A 19,420-nucleotide genomic window follows, 5' to 3' on the forward strand; every position below is an offset into this window, starting at 1 on the left:
TGATAATAAAAGCGATTAAATAGGTGGGAAGTGGGATGAAATGGATTTTACCTACTACAGTTTTATTTTCATCATTAGGATTTATACCTGCGAGTATCGCTGATAGTTTAAGAGATAGTGGTAAACAATACTACGAAGAGCTTCTTGCCTCTTCGGTCATTTTATCTGATAGCGATCTTATATCATTAGGGATTAAAAGTTTTGACCCTAATGAAGTCTTTAAAAGTGAAGACGATAATTTAGGTGGAAAGGGAGCTTTAGATGAGCGTAAAAAAATCTCAATCTATAACTTGCCATTGCACTTTGAGATCGCTGGAGCCCACCCTGATTTTCAGCATGAAATTACTTTGAAATTTAGTTATTTTTCATTTAATGAAGATGTAGCGCTCGTTGATAATGTCCAACCTGACCGATTAAAGCAAGATGTCTATTCTGCTTATTTATCTTATACCTTAGCGTATTCCCTGACTGATAGGTGGAAAATTGCCTATGGAGTAGGTTCTTACTTAATGTATGCCGATAATGATTACCACTTTAAAAGTGCAGACTCTCAACAATTTCAACCTTTTCTAGACCAATCATTCAGTAATATGTCTGTCTGGTCGACGTTTATTGAACCTTATATTGAATTTAAATATCAAGTGGATAGCAGTTGGGGACGCTGGGGAGTAATGAGCCAGTGGCATTATTTTGCTGGTGTTAACTGGGATAAAATAAATGAAGGTTCTTATGGCACTCCTGAAGGTTGGCGAGTCAGTAATGGTATTCAAATTGAGTACGATCTTGCTAATTTTGAGCAATTTAAACCTGCGTTGTATTCCAGTTTAAAACGTATTGATATTGGCCACGATGCTACCAGTATTTTGCAAACTAATTCCTATTATGAAGCTGGTATTGGTGTGATCTGGGCAAATGTTTTTGATTGGGACTTTATTGATACTATTGGTATAGGGGTGAATTTTAACTATGGTAGTTCATTAAGAGGTGGGGGGATACTGCTCTATATTAACCCTTTTAATGGATGATAGTTATTAAACCAATGAATCTATATCGATTAAAGAATAAATGGTTTATTAAGCTCTGTTTACTCAATTGTTTAGTTATTTTTTCTATGCCAGCCGTCAATGCTCACAGCGGCGTGAATGGAGTATGGGAAACACTTTGTACTTTTAATGGATTGAAATTAGTACAAGTTGAAGGCGAACCAGAACACCTGCAACCCTCTTCTTCTGGCCATTGTGTTTTTACTTGTGCGTTAGATATTGATGTTAGTGATGTTCAACTTTACAGCCAATATCGGATCATAGTAATCCTGGTTTTTAAGCCATCGTCACCACCAAATGAAAGTGATTTTTATCCATTTGGTAGCCCACCTAGAGCCCCGCCTTTGAATGCGTAATCAACTTTACTCTATTTAATATATTTTGTCTGACATTGAAATATCCGATCGACTAACTTTTATTGTCAATATTATTGGCTACAGTCGAATTTGGTCAGATTAAATTAGTCATTGTTTAATTATGATTTAAGGAAATATCATGCATTCTGCTACTCGCAGTGTTCAGAAAGGCGTGGCTAACGCTGCGCAAGAAAAAAGAAACTTCTATTTTATAGCTTGGCGTTGGCATTTTTACGCTGGATTATTTGTGGTGCCGTTTATGTGCATGCTCGCGATCACCGGGCTTATTATGTTGTATGGCCCGCAAATAGAGTCGGCTCAATATGGTGATAAGATTCATGTTGATCCGTTATCTTCTCAAGTTGAGGCGAGTGATCAACTAGCAGCGGTTCAGTTAGCCTACCCTGATAGTACAGTGAAAGAGTTTATTCCAGCTCATGCTACCAATGAAGCAAACCGCTTTGCCATCATAAAACCAGATGGAACGGGTTGGTTTGTGCTCGTTAACCAATATACAGGACAACTAGTAGGTGAGATTGATCGTGATAATTTATATGCTTTAGCCAATGAGATTCATGGCACATTATTAATTGGCGATTTAGGGGATAGATTAATTGAAATCGCAGCCAGTTTGGCGATTGTATTACTTATCACCGGTTTGTATATGTGGTGGCCAAGAGACAATGCTAGCAAAGCAGGATTTTTCAAAATAAGACTGCAAAGCGGTAAACGTATTTTCTGGCGCGATCTTCACGCCAATATAGGGGGGATAACCAGTCTTTTTTTACTATTCTTTTTGATCACTGGATTATCTTGGGCTGGAGTATGGGGCGGTCAGTTAGTTCAAGGCTGGTCTACTTTTCCCGCTGAAAAATATTATGGTATTCCTGTATCAGATAAAACGCATGCCAGTATGAATCATGGCAATGAAAAAGAAGTTCCTTGGAATCTTGAGCAAGCTCCAATGCCGATTTCAGATAAGAAATTAAATAGTGATCCAGAGGAAGCAGATTTACATGCAGTGCATAATATGACTATGCCTAAAGCGCATTACAATGTCGAAGCACAAGATCTCGACACTGTGATAAATACCGGGCAACGATTAGGCTTTCGTTACTTCCGAGTGATGTTACCAACGGATGATACTGGAGTCTATACTTTGTCTGCTGATACGATTAGCGGTGACATTCAAGATCCAACCCAAGATCGTACGGTTCATATTGACCAATATTCCAAGCAAACCATTATTGATTTTAACTGGGGTGATTATGCTTTGATGGCTAAATTTATGGCAGCGGGTGTAGGCTTGCATGAAGGCGAACTAGGCTGGTGGAATAAAGCATTAAATACAGCGCTTTGCCTAATGTTTATGTTTATCTCGGTGAGTGGTGTAGTGATGTGGTGGCTACGCAAACCTTCTGGTGCAGGAAGGTTAGTGCCTCCGCCTATGCCAAAAGATACTCGATTATGGAAAATAGGAGCGCTTGTGATGATTATTACTTCTGTCGCTTTCCCTATGGCAGGATTGGCGATTATCAGTATGCTATTACTCGATTTTATTGTGTTATCGCGAATTCCCGCGGTTGCTCGACTGGTTAAATAGCGTTAAGACTTCTTAGACTCTAAAAAAGCCGCAGCACTAATTTTCGCAGTGCTAATTTGAAAGTGACTACGGCTTTATTTTTGTTCGAGTTAAGCGAAAGATAGGAGTTATGGTTCGTGATTATCTAAATTGTTTAACTTCAGGTAGGTAATCAAAACCCGCACTGGCAAGCTTGTTGATTAGTGCTTGCTTATCAATATCAAAGGCTTTGATTAGGTTATCTAAATCCCCATATTCGTCACGCAGTTTCATATTGACGATACTCATCAGCATTACCGGATCCATGCTTTCAAAATTGTCTAAATTCATGGTAATTCTCCTTAAGATTAACAAATATCAATTGCACTAATTATCGAAAACTTATGCCTTGCACTTATACCTTTCCCTTTGGGACTTCTGAACAACGCATTAATTTGATTGATATGAAACTAGTCTTCAAAATCTGAAATTAACAAATTAGCCGCAGCAAAAGCGGCGCGCTCACGAGTTTGTTTCGGCAAGTTTTCATCAGCGGCGATATCGTTGAAGGTTTTTACTGCACATGTGATGGCCTGAGGAATATAGCCTTGATCACCACTACCAATTTGAGCATAGAGTTCGCGCACTAAATCGCAGCAGTCATAAATTTTCATAACATCCATTCTCTTTATTATTGAGGTTACTTGGGTATAAAATTTAAGCGTTAAAAAGGCGAACCTAAGCTCGCCTTTTCATTCATTATTTGATTTGAGCTTTTAGGTGCTCAACAATGTTATCCATCGCAATTGCTACTTTGTCACCATTTTTGCGATCTTTATATTCAAAGTTACCTTCATCCATACTACGATCACCGATCACAACGGTATGAGGAATACCGATTAACTCGATGTCTTTGAACATTACGCCAGGGCGCTCTTTACGATCATCAAATAGTACTTCAATGCCAATTGAGGTTAGCTCTGAATACAGTTTTTCTGCTGCTTCTTTTACGCGATCTGATTTGTGCATGTTCATTGGAACGATAGCTACTTGGAATGGTGCAATCGCATCCGGCCAAATAATGCCTGAATCATCGTGGTTTTGTTCAATCGCAGCGGCTACAACGCGCGTTACACCAATGCCGTAGCAACCCATTTCTAGAATGACATTTTTGCCATTCGAATCTAACACGCCACAGTTCATTTTTTCAGAATAGTTAGTGCCTAATTGGAAAATGTGACCAACTTCGATACCGCGCTTAAGCTGTAGTGTACCTTTACCACATGGGCTAGGGTCGCCTTCAACGACGTTACGTAAGTCTTCAACTTGACCAAGTTCAACATCACGTCCCCAGTTGATACCGAAGTAGTGTTTGTCATCAATATTAGCGCCAGCTCCGAAATCACTCATTACTGCTACTGAACGATCAACGATAAATGGTAGTTCAAGACCAACAGGGCCAAGTGAACCAGGACCGGCACCGATTAACTGACGAATTTCTTCTTCGCCTGCCATTTCTAGAGGCGCAGCAACTTGTGGTAAGTTCTCAGCTTTGATTTCGTTTAGTTCGTGATCGCCGCGAATGATGAGGGCAATGATCGATGCATCGACTTCATCAGAGGCTTTAACGAATAATGTTTTAACGGTTTTTTCAATCGCAAGACCATGTTGTTCGACAAGCTCAGCGATCGTTTTCGCATTTGGCGTATCCACTAAAGTCATTTCTTGGCTTGGCGCAGCACGTTCTGTCGTTGGTGCTAATGCTTCTGCTTTTTCGATGTTAGCCGCGTAGTCTGATTCGGTTGAGAATACGATCAAATCTTCGCCACTTTCTGCTAATACATGGAATTCTTGAGAACCGTTACCACCGATCGCGCCGCTGTCTGCTAATACTGGACGGTAGTCTAAGCCCATGCGGTCGAATGCCTTACAGTAAGCATCGTGCATTGCATCGTAAGATTGTTGTAAGCCGTCTTTGTCGATATCAAAGCTGTAGGCATCCATCATCGAGAATTCACGAGAACGCATTACACCAAAACGTGGACGACGCTCATCACGGAATTTAGTTTGGATTTGATAAAGGTTCAATGGAAGTTGTTTGTACGAGCTTACTTCATTACGAACCAAACTTGTGATCACTTCTTCAGCTGTTGGGCTAAGTACGAATGGACGAGAGTGACGATCGGTAAATCGAAGTAGTTCAGGCCCCATTTTTTCAGAGCGGCCTGTTTCTTCCCATAGTTCGAAAGGTTGAACTACCGGCATTAAAGTTTCAATTGCACCTGCATTGTTAATTTCTTCACGAATGATGGTTTCAACTTTGCGCAGTACGCGTAGACCGGTTGGTAGCCAAGTATAAAGACCTGAAGCCAGTTTACGGATCATACCGGCACGTAGCATCAGCTGATGGCTGATTACTTCTGCGTCGTTTGGCGTTTCTTTTAGTGTAGAAACAAGGTATTTGCTGGTGCGCATTTTTGTACCCGCTTATTTATAGAGTGTGAATAATTGAATGCCAAAATCAAAGAGGCAATTTAGCCCGTAATAATAGCAGCACTGAGGTTTTCTCAAAAGTGTTCGATGGAGGTTACATGAATGAAATTGCGATTTATTTCCAGATTATGGCCGCTGTCTTTGCTTTCTACTTTGAATTTAACGTTAAGATCGAATAAATGAGTAGCGTATTCTTTGTTATCCGTTTTGTTTTTCTTGTAAGCTGGGCGAGGATCTTGTGCTAAAACTTGTTCTATCACCGTCTGTATATGTTGACCATTTGGGTGTGCTTTTAAGTTTAATTGCGCTGAAGTTGAAAATACTACTGGCAATACATCGGGCTCACTCTCTGCAAATCCTCCACTGGCCTCGATAATAGAATCAGAGTAGGGGATATAAGGTTTGATATCTATAATTGGTGTGCCATCCACTAAATCAACACTACCTAGTTCAATCCAAGTCTGATTGCCTTGCTGCGTAATGCCTTTTACTTCTACCGCCGACATGCCTATGCCATTGGGGCGAAATGTTGATCGTGAAGCAAACACGCCAATTCTTTCATTGCCACCGAGTCTTGGAGGACGAACCGTCGGCTTCCAACCCGCTTCGAGGTTTTGATCAAATAAGAATAATAGCCACACATGGCTAAATTGCTCTAAACCACGTACCGCTTCAGGTGAGTTGGCTTCACCGAGTAATTCAACTCGTGCGTTGGCGGCAGGCGCTAGTCTAGGCTGCCTAGGCACTGAAAATTTTTCTTTATAAGGAGAATGTATTCTCCCTATGGGATCAATGGAATAAGTCATGGCTTTAGTTTGGTAAATATAGGTAGGTTAATCATAACGATAAATAAACGGCGATGGAAAACAATCTACCACTAATCAAGGTCACACTTTGATAAAGTTATTTCATAGCTAGATTTTATTCAATTAGGGTGATTTTTGACCTATATAGTTCTGCTATTTCATTGAAAATACAATTTTTATAGTTTGCCTTTTGCTTTGAATGTGATTTTATATTTCAATATCGTTACACTTATTAACATTTTATGCTTTTCTGTATTTTATCGAGTCACGTACCCTGTGCCGAACTTTTGTTAACTCAGTGTCAAAAACACTGGTGTCATTGACTAGGAGGTCCAGATGACTACTCAAAGTTCGAGTAAGCCGTATAGCTCGAAGAAAACAATGTTTACCCGATTTTTAGACTCGGTTGAATACTTAGGAAACCTATTACCTCATCCCATCACTTTATTTGCTATTTTTTGTGTCGCTATTCTGATTTCATCTGGGATCGCCGGCTATTTTGGGGTATCGGTTGTTGATCCTCGTCCTGAAGGGGCAAGTGGCCGTTCAGCCGATGGTATTATCCATGTTGTGAGCTTACTTAATGCAGAAGGCTTACAGCTTATTGTGACTAACTTGGTGAAAAATTTCACCGGTTTTGCTCCATTAGGAACAGTACTGGTTGCTATGCTAGGTGTAGCCATTGCTGAACACTCTGGCCTTTTATCTGCTGCGATGCGTGGTATGGTGATGGGTGCATCAAAGCGTATGGTGACATTCACGGTTATCTTCGCTGGTATTATTTCTAATACGGCTTCTGAACTTGGTTATGTGGTACTTATTCCACTAGCAGCGATGTTGTTCCATTCACTGGGCCGTCATCCACTGGCCGGTCTTGCGGCTGCGTTTGCGGGTGTGTCAGGTGGTTATTCTGCCAACTTGTTGATTGGTACCGTTGATCCACTGCTTTCTGGTATTACAGAATCGGCTGCGCAAATGATTGACCCAACTTACACGGTTGGCCCTGAAGTGAACTGGTACTTTATGTTCATTTCGACCTTCTTTATTGCGATAGTAGGTGCTTTCGTTACTGAAAAAATTGTTGAGCCTAAGCTAGGTGAATACAAAATTGAGGAAGCGTCTGAAGATTTATCTCAAGATAAAATGGGGGCATTAACTGCGGCAGAGAAAAAAGGTCTTAAACTTGCCGGTATTGCGGTTTTAGTTGTTAGTGCTCTGCTTGCTTGGACGATTGTTCCTGAAAATGGCGTGTTGCGTAATCCTGTAACAGGGGAAGTAGCTGGCTCTCCATTCTTGAAGAGTATTGTTGCTTTCATCTTTGTCTTCTTTGCTATTCCTGGCTTTGTTTACGGTAAAGTGACGGGTAGCATGAAGAATGATCGCGATGTGATCAATGCGATGTCAAAGTCGATGTCTTCAATGGGTATGTACATTGTGTTGGTGTTCTTTGCTGCGCAATTTGTTGCATTCTTTAAGTGGACGAATTTTGGTCAAGTATTTGCGGTTGGTGGCGCTGATTTTCTACAAACTATCGGCTTAACTGGCCCTGCATTGTTCTTTGCTTTCATCATTATGTGTGGCTTTATTAACTTAATGATTGGCTCTGCATCAGCTCAGTGGGCGGTGACAGCTCCTATCTTTATCCCAATGTTGATGTTAGTCGGTTATGCACCAGAAACCATTCAAGCGGCTTACCGTATTGGTGACTCGGTAACGAACTTAATTACACCTATGATGAGTTACTTTGGCTTGATTTTGGCAGTAGCATCGCGTTATGTGAAGAATCTAGGTATTGGTACGCTAATCGCAACCATGCTTCCATATACGTTATGTTTCTTAGTGGGTTGGAGCATCTTGTTCTACATCTGGGTATTCGTATTTGGTCTACCTGTAGGCCCAGGGGCGGCGACATACTATACGCCTTAAAGTACATATATAAGGTAATTTAAAGCGTTAACAAAAATCCCCAAACGATGTTGAATCGTTTGGGGATTTTTTATGCTTGGGCTCTTGGTGATTGGTGTTAATTGGAAAGCTTATGCGTATTGCTTCATTAACATCAGCCACTGTAATTGCTGGTGTTTAAAGTGTTGTTTCATTTGTTGATAGCGCAGCTTTAAAACGGCATGTTCATATTGCTCCATCATTTTTTGTTTCTTGCTATGCATCAATTGTTTCTTCAAATCATAATACTCAGTCATTTGAGTGATCAGAGCGTCGTATTCTTTATGCATTTTCTCGATAACATCATGTTGGTTCGGCAAATGGCGAATCTTTTGCTTGGTGTCATTGAGTAATTGTAATGCTTTGGCTTTTTCAATTTTATCGGCTGGTGTAATTCGCAACTTTTCGGTTAATTTTAACCATGAGCAGGTTTTTATTAGCCACTTTGTTGGATCGTATTGCCACCAATGAATGCCATTTCGATAGTCATTTTCAAAGATATGATGGAAGTTGTGGTAGCCTTCACCAAAGGTTAATACCGCTAATATACTGTTATCACGAGCGGTATTTTTATTGGTATAAGGCTGGCTTCCCCAGATATGCGCAAGGGAATTAATAAAGAAAGTCGTGTGGTGATTCAGCACTAAACGTACGGCACCAACCATTAAAAGCATACCAATAATATCTTGATAAATGATACCTAATAAAAGCGGGATACCTAGGTTCATTAACAAGGCAAGTGGAACATAGTATTTATGTTGCCACATGACTATTTTTTCTTTTTGTAGATCTCGACAATTAGAGTAATCAGAATATATCTCAGCACTTTGATAGTGGCGCAGCATCCAACCAATATGAGAAAACCAAAAGCCACGTTTAGCGGAGTAGGGATCTTTGTCGTTATTATCAACATGGCGGTGATGAACACGATGATCAGATGACCAATGAAGTGCACTATTTTGCAGAGCAAATGCCCCACCTAACGCGAAGATAAATCGCAAAGACCAGTGAGCCTGGTAGGTTCGATGTGACCACAAACGATGGTAACCTGCTGTGATGCATAGATTACAAAAACTAAATGTGACTAATAGCCACAGACAATGCGCAGCAGTAATACCATTGGCAATAAAGTAAATAGGTGCAACAACTACCGCAAGTAACATACTACTCGCGAAGATGAAGACATTTAACCAAATGAAAGGAGGATTTTGTATTTTCATAGATGACCAAGTTTCAGGCTACAAGTGTACGCTAGAGTATCTAGCTTACACGTGTAAGTCTAGTGGCGTATGTGAGCAATTCTATCTCGATCTCATGAATAATTTGTTTCAATCCATTTCTTTTTCTGAAACTACTACCTTGAAGTTATTTGGGTATAAAAAAGGGCAGCCGAAGCTACCCTTTGTAATTGATAAGTTTTTAACTTAAGTAAGTTTAATGCAGGATTACCAACCCTTAACAACACTGCCGTTAAACAGTTTCATTGCTTCTTGGTAAACTTCGTCTGTTTGGTATGCTTTCACAAAGTTCTTCACGTTTTCGCTGTCTGCATTGTCTTCACGAGCAACGATCAGGTTTACATATGGAGATTCTTTATCTTCCACAAATACACCATGTTCTTCAGCCGTTAAACCGTTTTGTGCCGCAAACGTGTTGTTAATGATCGCAATTGCAACGTCTTGTAATGAGTTAGGTAACTGAGGAGCTTCTAGCTCAACAAAATCCAATTTCTTTGGGTTCTCTACAATATCAAGAGGCGTAGCTTCAAGGCCTGCATCAGCAGTGAGTTTAATTAAGCCTTTCTCTTGTAGAAGTAATAATGCACGACCTTCGTTAGTTGGATCATTTGGAATTGCAATGCTATCGCCTTTTTTCAGCTCATCAAGTGATTTGATTTTTTTCGAGTAACCTGCAATTGGGTAAACGAAAGTATTTCCAACAGGTTTAATTTTGTAGCCACGATCTTTGATTTGCTTGTCAAGGTATGGCAAGTGTTGGAATGCGTTTAGATCAATTGAACCATCATCTAAAGCGGCATTAGGAATGATGTAATCAGAGAAGATTGTGAGCTTCACATCTAGGTTGTATTTTTCTTTGGCAACTTTTGCTGCTACTTCTGCAACTTGTGCTTCAGGGCCAGCAATAACACCTACGTTGATAGTATTATCGGCTGCATTTGCTGCGCCAGTTAAAAGTAGTGAAGTTGCAACTGCAGCTGCGCTAAATAGGCTTTTCAATTTCATATACTAATCTCCATGTATAAAAATGCATTCTTTATGACTATATCCTTCGTACTTGAAGCTACAGCTTTGTTGACGGTGTTCATTCGGCCCAATCAAATAGGTAAACTATGCTTATGGGGTCTCATTCACTTGTCGCCTCACTGCAGCTCCAATTATTTTGGATATGATGAGTTGGGTCTATTTCTTATAATTAACGATGATCCACTCGGTTGGCGATTCGGTCACCGACCATTTGAATAATTTGTACCACGACAACTAATAACACTACAGTGATGAACATGATGTCAGGCTGATAGCGTTGATAACCATAACGCATTGCCACATCACCTAGGCCACCACCGCCAACGGTTCCTGCCATTGCAGAATAGCTTACTAAGGTCACTAAGGTGATAGTAACGGTGTTAACAATTGAAGGTAAAGCTTCTGGTAACAATACTTTGCGGATAATCTGCATTGGGCTTGCACCCATAGATTGAGCCGCTTCAATTAGGCCGCTTGGCACTTCAACCAATGCACTTTCCACTAAACGTGCAATAAAAGGAATTGCGCCAACAGTGAGTGGGACAATGGCGGCGGTTGTGCCAATAAACTTACCAATTAAAAAGGTAGTAAATGGAATAATGGCAACCATTAATACTAAGAAGGGGACAGAGCGACCAATATTGACGATGGCACCAAGTATCATGTTCACAGTGCGGTTTTCAATTAATCCGCCTTTTTTAGTGATATGTAGAATTACGCCCATTGGAATACCAATGATAAAGCCGATTAACCCGGCAACGCCTACCATGTACAGAGTTTCCCAAGTTGCGCCCCAAATTAGACGAAAAGTACGATGATCGTAGTACCAATCCATGATCTGATCATAAAACATAGCCAAGCACCTCGACTTTAATATTGTGTTCCTTTAAGAAGGTAAGTGATTGCTCTACTTGAGTTTTATCGCCAAAGAACTCTGCAACCATTAATCCAAAGCGTACGCCTCCAGCGTAATCAATATCGGAGTTTAAAATGCTGACATCGACATTAAACTTACGGGATAGTTGACTGATCACTGGTGCATCAATCGTTGAGCCAGTAAATTCAAGGCGTACTAGAGGAATTGAGCCTTCCACTTGAGTCGTTTGTAAGCGAGCTTTGTAATCTTCAGGAATGGATAAGTCTAAGGTAGAGCGAATAAACTCTTGTGCCAGTTCTGTTTTAGGGTGAGCAAAAATATCACTTACTAGACCTTGCTCAACTAAGCGGCCACCACCGATGATGGCGACTTTGTCACAAATATTCTTCACTACATCCATTTCATGAGTAATGATTAGAATCGTTAGGTTAAGTTGCTGATTGATGGTTTTGAGCAACTCTAAAATAGACTTAGTAGTTGCTGGATCTAGCGCACTAGTCGCTTCATCACACAGTAGAACCTTAGGTTTTGAGGCTAATGCACGGGCAATTGCAACACGTTGTTTCTGACCACCACTTAAATTAGCTGGGTAGGTATCACGTTTATCGGCAAGACCGACTAAATCCAATAGTTCGGTGACACGTTGCTCTATTTCGCTTGCTGGGGTTTTAGCCAGCTCTAAAGGTAGCGCAATATTATCGAAAACAGTGCGAGAAGACAGTAGATTAAAATGTTGGAAAATCATGCCGATATTACGGCGAGCTTGGCCTAATTCTTTAGAAGAAAGTTTAGTGAGGTCTAAGCCATCAACTAAAACTGAGCCAGACGTTGGGGCTTCTAACATATTAACACAGCGAATAAGGGTACTCTTACCGGCACCAGATGAGCCGATGACACCAAAGACTTCCCCTTGAGGGATATGAAGATTAATGTCTACCAGTGCAGGAATTTCCTTGCTGCCTTGATAGAACACTTTGTTGACTTGATTAATTTCAATCATTTAACAACCTGACTTGGTAATATATTCTACTTTCAATAAATCCAAATTTTAGTGAAAGCGCGCATTGTGACTGCGATTTAGTAGACGATGCTATGGTTTTCGCCATCTCAAGTCAATAGATATTTTTACGTCTAGACGTCCAAAAGGGTAATTCAGACTATTCTTATTAATCTAATGAAGAACTAAGCAAAGCATGCAATAATTATTAATTCATATTTTACTGAATACTTTTGTTTTCTATCTGCAAAATCAGCCTTAAAAAGAGAGAGTGTTATTTTGTCTAAACCTGCCGTTTTTATTGATCGTGATGGTGTCATTAATGTCGACCATGGTTATGTAAGTAAAGTGGATGATTTTGAGTACATTGACGGTGTGTTTGAGGCGACCAAAGCACTGAAAGATTTAGGCTACCATCTGGTTCTTGTGACCAATCAATCGGGCATTGCTCGTGGTTATTATTCTGAGAAAGAATTTTTAACGCTAACTGAATGGATGGATTGGAATTTCGTTGATCAAGGTGTTGAGTTTGATGGCTTGTACTATTGCCCGCATCATCCTGAAGGCTCAGTAGAAAAATATGCGCAAGTTTGTGATTGCCGTAAGCCTGCACCTGGTATGTTTATTTCTGCACAAGAAGAGTTAGATATTGATATGTCACGCTCAGTAATGATTGGTGATAAATCTGATGATATGAAAGCCGCTATTGCCGCAGGGGTAACCACTAAAATTTTAGTGCGTAGCGGTAAAGAAGTGACCGATGAAGCGCAATCTTTAGCGAGTGTTGTGCTCGATAGCATTAAAGATGTGCCTAAGTATTTAGCTGAAAATATATCTAAGTGATGAATTGATGACAGGCTGGATAGGATGCTAGCGTATATTTTTAGAAGACTCTTATTGGTCATTCCTACCTTTATTGGTATTACCTTACTGATTTTTACGTTAACTCGTTTTGTTCCCGGTGGGCCGGTAGAGCGTATGCTGCTTAGCTTACAGATGCAGCAAGGAGAAGTCGCGACATCTAGTAGTGTGACTCATGGCGGTAATAATGCGTTATCTGATGATCAAATTGCTGAACTTAATGAATTTTATGGTTTAGATAAGCCGATTCCAGAAGCCTATTGGTTATGGTTGAAAAAATTGGTTCAATTTGATTTAGGTGAATCTACACGCTATTACGAACCTGTCACCGATATGATTGCCGAACGTCTACCTGTGTCATTATTTTATGGTGGGATGACGTTTTTAATTAGTTACCTTATTTCCATTCCTCTTGGTTACATGAAAGCACTGCGCCATGGCAGTGTGATAGATGCCTCTAGTTCTATCTTTATTTTTGTCGGTTTTGCGCTGCCCGGTTATGTGATCGGGGTACTATTGCTGAGCTTATTTAGCTTTCATTTAGAATGGTTTCCGATGGGCGGTTTTGTCAGTGATGACTTTGAATATTTTACTCTGCCGGAGCAAATCAAAGATGTGCTTTGGCATGCAGTGTTGCCGCTATTTTGTTATTTGATTGGTGATTTTGCCCTGTTGACCATGACCATGAAAAATAACTTAATGGAAAATTTAGCAGCTGATTATGTTCGAACGGCTATTGCGAAAGGGTTGCCATTTAAACTGGCGGTAAGACGCCATGCTCTACGTAATAGCTTAATTCCGGTCGCCAGTTCATTTGGTAATTCTCTGATGTTCTTTATGACTGGATCGTTTTTGATTGAAGTGATTTTCAATATTAATGGCATAGGTTTATTAGGCTATGAATCAATTATGGAGCGAGACTATCCTGTGGTGATGGGACTATTTGCCATTAATGCGCTGATGTTGCTGATTGGAAATATTTTGTCGGATATTTGCGTGGCCCTAGTTGATCCTCGTATTAAGTTTGGAGCCTAATATGAGATTAGCTTTTATTTCTAACCCGTTAACTCAAAAGAAAATAAAACGCTTTAAAGCGATCAAGCGTGGTTATTGGTCACTGATGATCTTAACGTTTTTATTTGTGATCGCGTTATTGGCAGAGTTACTAGTTAATAGCCGGGCCATTGTGGTGAAGTATCAAGAGCAATGGTATTTCCCAACTTACGCGGATGTAATTTCCGGTAGTACCTTTGATCTTGGTTATCAGGCTGAAACTAATTATCGCCAACTGCAAAAAGTGATAACCGACAAAGATCCGCAAGGCTTGGTGATTATGCCGCTGGTGCCTTGGAATCCTTATGAACAAGATTTTGATAGCAACTTTCCTCCCGCAGGGCCAAGCATGGCAAGCAAACACTATTTAGGAACCGATACTATAGGACGAGATATTCTCGCTCGTCTGCTATATGGTTTTAGAATTGCCATGGGCTTTGCGCTGCTAACCATGGCGATTTCGTATGCGATTGGCGTAACCGTTGGTTGTGTGATGGGCTTTTGGGGTGGAAAGTTTGACCTTTTCTTTCAACGGTTTATCGAGATTTGGTCAATGGTACCGTTTTTGTATGTGATTATGATCTTAGTCTCCATTATGCAACCCAGCTTTATGCTATTTACCTTTATCAATGTATTGTTTGGTTGGATGGGCATGACTTGGTACATGCGGACCATGACGTATAAAGAAAAAGCGCGTGAATATACGTTGGCAGCAAAAGCATTAGGTGCGTCAAATTGGAGAATTTTATTTCATCATATTTTGCCTAATACTATGGTGATGATAGTTACCTTGGCACCTTTTACCATTGTCGCCAATATTACCGCATTAACCGCACTAGATTATCTAGGGTTAGGCTTGATGCCGCCGACCCCGAGTTGGGGGGAATTACTACAGCAAGGTAAGTCCAATCTCGATGCACCATGGATTGCTATTTCTGTGGTGACGGCAATTGTATCTGTGTTAATTATGGTGACATTTATTGGTGAAGCGATTCGTGAAGCCTTTGATCCCAAACGCTTTACCAAATATGTTTAACTATACCCAAGTTACTTGGGTATATACTCAAGTTACTTGGGTATTAAATAAATGTTTAAGGAAAGACAATGATAAAACCGACTAAATTACGCTCATTATGGTTGTGTGGAATATCATTAAGTGTGGCGTTTTCCAGTGGTTTCTCTCATGCTGCTCAATTGCCAGATAACTTAGATTGGCAGACTAATAATAACGATCCTATTTTTGCCTCACCAGAAGCTAAGTTCGGTGGTATTTATCACACCTACATGGCGAGCTTTCCTCAAACCTTCCGTACCGTCGGCCCAGATGCTAATGGTACCTTTGCCGCTTGGACTCGATCCACGATGGCATTGCTGGATAGGCACCCTAATACAGATAATTGGCTCCCATCGATTGCCACTTCTTGGGCATTTTCCGATGATCATAAAACGGTGTATTTTAAGCTAGATCCAAAAGCGAAATGGAACGATGGCAAACCAGTTACCGCAAAAGATTTCACCTTTATACTCAAAATGATGCGCTCTAAAGATATCGTTGCGCCTTGGTATAATGACTTTTACACCAAAGAAGTTAGTGATGTGATTGCCTATGATGATCACACCATTGCGGTAGTTTCAGGTAAACCAAGAAATCCCGATGAGTTGATGGATTATGTTAATTTGTCACCAATTCCAGCTCATTTTTATGCTAATCCTCGTAAAGATGATAATGGCGATGGTATTGATGATGATTTTGTTCGTCGGTATAACTTTAAGCCGGAGCCAACCGTAGGTCCGTATTACATCAGTGATATTGATAAAGGCAAAGCGGTTAGTTTTAAGCATGTGAAAGACTGGTGGGGCTATAGTAATAAGTACTATCAACATCGTTTTAATGTTGAAAAAATCAGTATTAAAGTGATTCGAGATCCAGATATTGCGTTTAAATATTTTGAAAAAGGTCAGTTAGACTCATTTGCTTTAGTTCGCCCTACGCTTTGGCATGATAAAGCGGTAGGGGAAAACTACGACAAAGGTTATATCCATAAAGCGTGGGCGTTTAACCAAGCGCCAGTAGGGGCTGGAGGTATTTGGTTGAATACCGCGATGCCAATGTTAGATGATATTAATGTACGCCAAGGGTTAATGCATGCAATGGATTATGACGGCATGCTAGATAAAATTCTGCGTAATGATTATGTTCGTAAAAATAACCCAATGGGTAGTGGACATGGCGAGTATGATCAGCCAGGTATTACTGCGCCAAAATTTGATCCTAAACTAGCGGCTTCTTTCTTTGAAAAAGCAGGCTTTGCCCAAATTGGCCCAGATGGCATCCGCCAAAATGATAAGGGTCAGAGACTTAGTTTTGCTGTAACTTATGCGACGCCGGCGCATACTCCGCGCATTGCATATTTACGTGAGCAGGCCAAATTGGCCGGTTTGGACTTAACGCTTAATCTGATCGATGGTTCTAGCATGTTTAAGTATGTGCTTGAGAAAAAACATCAACTGTCATTTCATGACATGTCAGCTTCACGTATTCCGGTGTACTGGCAGTATTTCTCTTCTGAATTTGCTAATAAACCGCAAAATAATAACTTCACCAACTACAGCTCACCTGAGTTAGATAAGTTAATTGAGTCCTATCGTAATGAATTTGATTTGTCTGAAAAACATCAGTTATCTCGTCAAATTCAACAGAAAATTGATGACGCTAAGGTGGTGATCCCAGGTTACAGCGTTCCTTATGCACGTGAGGGGTATTGGCGTTGGATGAAGTTACCAAAAGAACTGGCGACCAAACAAACCGAGGCGCTATTCTACCCTTCAGGTTTTATCGGTAGTTTAGGTACTTTCTGGATCGATCAAGAGGCGAAAAAAGAAACCAAAGACGCGATGGGTTCAGGTAAAGCGTTTGAGCCAGTAACGATTGTTGATGAGAAATATAGGTAGATAAGAGGTGCAGGGATTCTAGTTGTATACCCTAGAGAACCGAAGGTGGTTTCGTAACTAGAATCTCGGGCGTTTCACTTCTCGTTTATCGATAAGTTGCTTGGATATTATCTTTTTCTAGTAACGATTAGCGAAGCGGCCGAGCGACGAGAATCGAACAGAGTTTAACAAGTGGAATTATAATGCCCCAAACTTCAGTTTTAACCATTACCGATTTATGCACTGAATTTGAAACTGATAATGGTCAAGTTCGTGTGCTTGATGGTGTGACCTTCCATGTACCGAAAGGAAAAACCATTGGCCTAGTCGGAGAATCTGGCTGTGGTAAAAGCGTCACGGCAATGTCGATTATGGGGCTGTTGCCAAAACCTTTTGGTCAGGTGGTGTCGGGAAGCATTGAATACACTCATCAAGACAAGGTTGATGACTTAGCTACACTTCCTGCTGAAAAAATGTATCAAATGCGTGGTAATGCCATTTCGATGATATTTCAAGATCCTATGACAGCGCTTAATCCTGTGCATACGATTGGTAAGCAATTAATGGAAGTGTATCAATTGCATCAATCAAAGTTTAGCAAAAAACAGCGCTATCAATTGTCACTCGAAATGCTAGAAAAAGTCGGTATTCCTTCACCAAAACAACGTATGTTGGAGTTTCCCCATCAATTATCTGGAGGTATGCGCCAGCGTGTAATGATTGCGATTGCATTAGCGTGTAAACCAGATGTGCTGATTTGTGATGAACCGACTACAGCGCTCGATGTGACAGTACAGGCGCAAATTTTAGACCTAATGAAATCACTGCAACAAGAGACTGGCATGTCGATTATCTTCATTACCCACGACTTGGGAGTGGTTGCTGAAATTTGTGATCAAGTGGTGGTAATGTATGCTGGAAAGGTTGTCGAGCAAGCCGATGTATTTGAGCTGTTCGACTACCCTAGTCATCCATATACTCAAGGATTATTAGCTTCTATGCCTAATAGTCAATCAATCCCCAAAGCTATGTTGCCGACGATTGAAGGCTCGGTGCCTAATCTCAACGATATGCCCGTGGGATGTCGGTTTTCTTCACGTTGCCCTTATCAACAAGAGAAATGCTTACAACGAACTCCTGTTCTAGAAATGAAAAATGCTGAGCACCAAATTAGTTGTCACTTCTGGCCAGATTTACCTATCAAAGGCAGCCGTCAGGAGTCAGTATTATGAGTGAGCTAATTAGGATTAAAAACCTTAAACAGTACTTTCATTCAGGAAAAGGCTTGTTAAAAAAAGGCTATACTGTTCATGCAGTCGATGATGTTTCTCTAGTCGTAAATAAAGGTGAAACTTTAGGAATCGTTGGGGAATCAGGTTGTGGTAAAAGTACCTTAGGCCGAAGTTTGTTGCGGTTATATGAACCGACTAGCGGGCAAATCTTATTTAAAGGGCAGGATATTTGTCAGCTTGATAACAAGGCTATGCGCTCGTTGCGACAAGAAATGCAGATGGTATTTCAAGATCCTACGGAATCATTAAACCCTCGTCATACTGTAGGGATGATTTTGCAAGAACCATTTGTTATCCATAAATTGGGTAGCGAAGCAGAAAGAAAACAATGGGTATCAGAGTTACTCGTAAAAGTAGGTTTAACGCCGGATGCCGCTGAACGCTACCCTCATGAATTTTCTGGTGGGCAGAAGCAGCGGATTGGCATTGCGCGGGCTATTGCATTAAAGCCGAAGCTAATAGTATGTGATGAGTCAGTATCTGCGCTAGATGTTTCGGTTCAAGCGCAAATACTAAATTTGCTACTTGAATTACAAAAAGAAATGGATCTGACGTTAATTTTTATTGCCCATGATTTATCGGTCATTCGTCATATCTCCGATAAAATTGCTGTTATGTACCTTGGTCAAATTGTCGAATATGGCGAGGCACAGCAGGTTTATCAGCACCCGAAACATCCGTATACCCAATCTTTATTATCGGCGATTCCGATTACTCACCCTAAATACAGAAATGCCAAACTTCGATGGGAAGAACAAGGAATTGGTGAACGCATTTTATTAAAAGGGGATATTCCATCGCCGATTGATAGACCTAAAGGTTGTCGCTTTGCTTCACGTTGTCCTCAAGTCATGTCAAAATGTCAGCAACAACCTGTTTTGATGGAAGATGAAAATTCACATCATTCTGTATCGTGTTTTTTATATAATTAATTGGATGGTG

18 protein-coding genes are annotated in these 19,420 nt (G+C 40.5%); 10 read left to right on the top strand and 8 right to left on the bottom strand.

Features of this window, described 5'->3' with window-relative positions; all coding sequences use genetic code 11:
- The first annotated feature begins 35 nt into the window (after window positions 1-35).
- The 3 genes from QQJ93_RS12915 (at window position 36) to QQJ93_RS12925 (ending at window position 3,002) form a co-directional block, all read left to right on the top strand.
- Window positions 36-1,025, top strand: coding sequence for a Solitary outer membrane autotransporter beta-barrel domain (locus QQJ93_RS12915; RefSeq protein WP_089123422.1), 990 nt, complete (start codon window positions 36-38; stop codon window positions 1,023-1,025).
- A gap of 86 nt (window positions 1,026-1,111) precedes the next feature.
- On the top strand, window positions 1,112-1,399 hold the full coding sequence (locus tag QQJ93_RS12920) for a hypothetical protein (protein ID WP_144388646.1): 288 nt from the start codon (window positions 1,112-1,114) through the stop codon (window positions 1,397-1,399).
- A gap of 139 nt (window positions 1,400-1,538) precedes the next feature.
- A complete protein-coding gene (locus QQJ93_RS12925) occupies window positions 1,539-3,002 on the top strand; it encodes a PepSY-associated TM helix domain-containing protein (protein WP_089123420.1) in 1,464 nt (487 codons plus the stop codon).
- A gap of 120 nt (window positions 3,003-3,122) precedes the next feature.
- Here the strand turns inward: QQJ93_RS12925 and QQJ93_RS12930 are convergent, their stop codons facing one another.
- The 4 genes from QQJ93_RS12930 to tsaA all read right to left on the bottom strand — a co-directional run bounded on the left by QQJ93_RS12930 (window position 3,123) and on the right by tsaA (window position 6,259).
- The gene (locus QQJ93_RS12930) at window positions 3,123-3,311 is read right to left on the bottom strand and encodes a DUF4250 domain-containing protein (protein ID WP_089123419.1); all 189 of its coding nucleotides are present in this window, start codon (window positions 3,309-3,311) and stop codon (window positions 3,123-3,125) included.
- Window positions 3,312-3,430: 119 nt separating this feature from the next.
- A complete protein-coding gene (locus QQJ93_RS12935) occupies window positions 3,431-3,634 on the bottom strand; it encodes a YaeP family protein (protein ID WP_089123615.1) in 204 nt (67 codons plus the stop codon).
- Window positions 3,635-3,719: 85 nt separating this feature from the next.
- The gene (locus QQJ93_RS12940) at window positions 3,720-5,435 is read right to left on the bottom strand and encodes a proline--tRNA ligase (protein WP_089123418.1); all 1,716 of its coding nucleotides are present in this window, start codon (window positions 5,433-5,435) and stop codon (window positions 3,720-3,722) included.
- A gap of 92 nt (window positions 5,436-5,527) precedes the next feature.
- The gene (tsaA, locus tag QQJ93_RS12945) at window positions 5,528-6,259 is read right to left on the bottom strand and encodes a tRNA (N6-threonylcarbamoyladenosine(37)-N6)-methyltransferase TrmO (RefSeq protein WP_089123417.1); all 732 of its coding nucleotides are present in this window, start codon (window positions 6,257-6,259) and stop codon (window positions 5,528-5,530) included.
- 336 nt (window positions 6,260-6,595) lie between these two features.
- Here tsaA and QQJ93_RS12950 point away from each other — a divergent pair, with 336 nt between their 5' ends.
- Window positions 6,596-8,185, top strand: a complete 1,590-nt coding sequence (locus tag QQJ93_RS12950) for an AbgT family transporter (RefSeq protein WP_089123416.1) — start codon at window positions 6,596-6,598, stop codon at window positions 8,183-8,185.
- A gap of 110 nt (window positions 8,186-8,295) precedes the next feature.
- Here QQJ93_RS12950 and QQJ93_RS12955 read toward each other — a convergent pair whose 3' ends face one another.
- The 4 genes from QQJ93_RS12955 to metN all read right to left on the bottom strand — a co-directional run bounded on the left by QQJ93_RS12955 (window position 8,296) and on the right by metN (window position 12,344).
- The gene (locus QQJ93_RS12955) at window positions 8,296-9,423 is read right to left on the bottom strand and encodes an acyl-CoA desaturase (protein ID WP_089123415.1); all 1,128 of its coding nucleotides are present in this window, start codon (window positions 9,421-9,423) and stop codon (window positions 8,296-8,298) included.
- A 225-nt stretch (window positions 9,424-9,648) separates the two neighbouring features.
- Entirely contained in the window at window positions 9,649-10,446 is a 798-nt protein-coding gene (gene metQ, locus QQJ93_RS12960) for a methionine ABC transporter substrate-binding lipoprotein MetQ (RefSeq protein WP_089123414.1), read from the bottom strand.
- 190 nt (window positions 10,447-10,636) lie between these two features.
- The gene (locus QQJ93_RS12965) at window positions 10,637-11,320 is read right to left on the bottom strand and encodes a methionine ABC transporter permease (protein ID WP_162497275.1); all 684 of its coding nucleotides are present in this window, start codon (window positions 11,318-11,320) and stop codon (window positions 10,637-10,639) included.
- Complete coding sequence (gene metN, locus QQJ93_RS12970) at window positions 11,310-12,344, bottom strand: methionine ABC transporter ATP-binding protein MetN (RefSeq protein ID WP_089123412.1); 1,035 nt, start codon at window positions 12,342-12,344, stop codon at window positions 11,310-11,312. Before metN ends, QQJ93_RS12965 begins: the two co-directional genes overlap by 11 nt.
- Before the next feature lie 276 nt (window positions 12,345-12,620).
- Between metN and gmhB the strand changes: the two genes are divergently transcribed.
- The 6 genes from gmhB to QQJ93_RS13000 all read left to right on the top strand — a co-directional run bounded on the left by gmhB (window position 12,621) and on the right by QQJ93_RS13000 (window position 19,410).
- Window positions 12,621-13,184: a D-glycero-beta-D-manno-heptose 1,7-bisphosphate 7-phosphatase gene (gmhB, locus tag QQJ93_RS12975; protein ID WP_089123411.1), complete on the top strand. Its 564-nt coding sequence runs from the start codon at window positions 12,621-12,623 to the stop codon at window positions 13,182-13,184.
- Window positions 13,185-13,208: 24 nt separating this feature from the next.
- A complete protein-coding gene (locus QQJ93_RS12980; RefSeq protein ID WP_089123410.1) occupies window positions 13,209-14,237 on the top strand; it encodes an ABC transporter permease subunit in 1,029 nt (342 codons plus the stop codon).
- A gap of 1 nt (window position 14,238) precedes the next feature.
- Window positions 14,239-15,291 carry an ABC transporter permease gene (locus QQJ93_RS12985; RefSeq protein ID WP_089123409.1) on the top strand — a complete coding sequence of 351 codons (1,053 nt, stop codon included), beginning with the start codon at window positions 14,239-14,241 and terminating at the stop codon, window positions 15,289-15,291.
- A gap of 68 nt (window positions 15,292-15,359) precedes the next feature.
- The gene (locus QQJ93_RS12990; protein WP_089123408.1) at window positions 15,360-17,207 is read left to right on the top strand and encodes an extracellular solute-binding protein; all 1,848 of its coding nucleotides are present in this window, start codon (window positions 15,360-15,362) and stop codon (window positions 17,205-17,207) included.
- A 182-nt stretch (window positions 17,208-17,389) separates the two neighbouring features.
- Window positions 17,390-18,418, top strand: coding sequence for an ABC transporter ATP-binding protein (locus QQJ93_RS12995; RefSeq protein WP_089123407.1), 1,029 nt, complete (start codon window positions 17,390-17,392; stop codon window positions 18,416-18,418).
- The gene (locus QQJ93_RS13000) at window positions 18,415-19,410 is read left to right on the top strand and encodes an ABC transporter ATP-binding protein (protein ID WP_089123406.1); all 996 of its coding nucleotides are present in this window, start codon (window positions 18,415-18,417) and stop codon (window positions 19,408-19,410) included. Before QQJ93_RS12995 ends, QQJ93_RS13000 begins: the two co-directional genes overlap by 4 nt.
- The last annotated feature ends 10 nt before the right edge of the window (window positions 19,411-19,420 follow it).

It is taken from the genome of Vibrio algivorus (genome assembly GCF_030161215.1).
In the GTDB taxonomy this organism is placed as follows: Bacteria; Pseudomonadota; Gammaproteobacteria; order Enterobacterales; family Vibrionaceae; genus Vibrio; species Vibrio algivorus.

Bases quoted from the DNA above. Each gene is read 5' to 3' on its own strand.
- QQJ93_RS12915 (WP_089123422.1), top strand. From the start codon at position 36: ATGAAATGGATTTTACCTACTACAGTTTTATTTTCATCATTAGGATTT.
- QQJ93_RS12920 (WP_144388646.1), top strand. From the start codon at position 1,112: ATGCCAGCCGTCAATGCTCACAGCGGCGTGAATGGAGTATGGGAAACA.
- QQJ93_RS12925 (WP_089123420.1), top strand. From the start codon at position 1,539: ATGCATTCTGCTACTCGCAGTGTTCAGAAAGGCGTGGCTAACGCTGCG.
- QQJ93_RS12930 (WP_089123419.1), bottom strand. From the start codon at position 3,311: ATGAATTTAGACAATTTTGAAAGCATGGATCCGGTAATGCTGATGAGT.
- QQJ93_RS12935 (WP_089123615.1), bottom strand. From the start codon at position 3,634: ATGAAAATTTATGACTGCTGCGATTTAGTGCGCGAACTCTATGCTCAA.
- QQJ93_RS12940 (WP_089123418.1), bottom strand. From the start codon at position 5,435: ATGCGCACCAGCAAATACCTTGTTTCTACACTAAAAGAAACGCCAAAC.
- tsaA (WP_089123417.1), bottom strand. From the start codon at position 6,259: ATGACTTATTCCATTGATCCCATAGGGAGAATACATTCTCCTTATAAA.
- QQJ93_RS12950 (WP_089123416.1), top strand. From the start codon at position 6,596: ATGACTACTCAAAGTTCGAGTAAGCCGTATAGCTCGAAGAAAACAATG.
- QQJ93_RS12955 (WP_089123415.1), bottom strand. From the start codon at position 9,423: ATGAAAATACAAAATCCTCCTTTCATTTGGTTAAATGTCTTCATCTTC.
- metQ (WP_089123414.1), bottom strand. From the start codon at position 10,446: ATGAAATTGAAAAGCCTATTTAGCGCAGCTGCAGTTGCAACTTCACTA.
- QQJ93_RS12965 (WP_162497275.1), bottom strand. From the start codon at position 11,320: ATGTTTTATGATCAGATCATGGATTGGTACTACGATCATCGTACTTTT.
- metN (WP_089123412.1), bottom strand. From the start codon at position 12,344: ATGATTGAAATTAATCAAGTCAACAAAGTGTTCTATCAAGGCAGCAAG.
- QQJ93_RS12980 (WP_089123410.1), top strand. From the start codon at position 13,209: ATGCTAGCGTATATTTTTAGAAGACTCTTATTGGTCATTCCTACCTTT.
- QQJ93_RS12985 (WP_089123409.1), top strand. From the start codon at position 14,239: ATGAGATTAGCTTTTATTTCTAACCCGTTAACTCAAAAGAAAATAAAA.
- QQJ93_RS12990 (WP_089123408.1), top strand. From the start codon at position 15,360: ATGATAAAACCGACTAAATTACGCTCATTATGGTTGTGTGGAATATCA.
- QQJ93_RS12995 (WP_089123407.1), top strand. From the start codon at position 17,390: ATGCCCCAAACTTCAGTTTTAACCATTACCGATTTATGCACTGAATTT.
- QQJ93_RS13000 (WP_089123406.1), top strand. From the start codon at position 18,415: ATGAGTGAGCTAATTAGGATTAAAAACCTTAAACAGTACTTTCATTCA.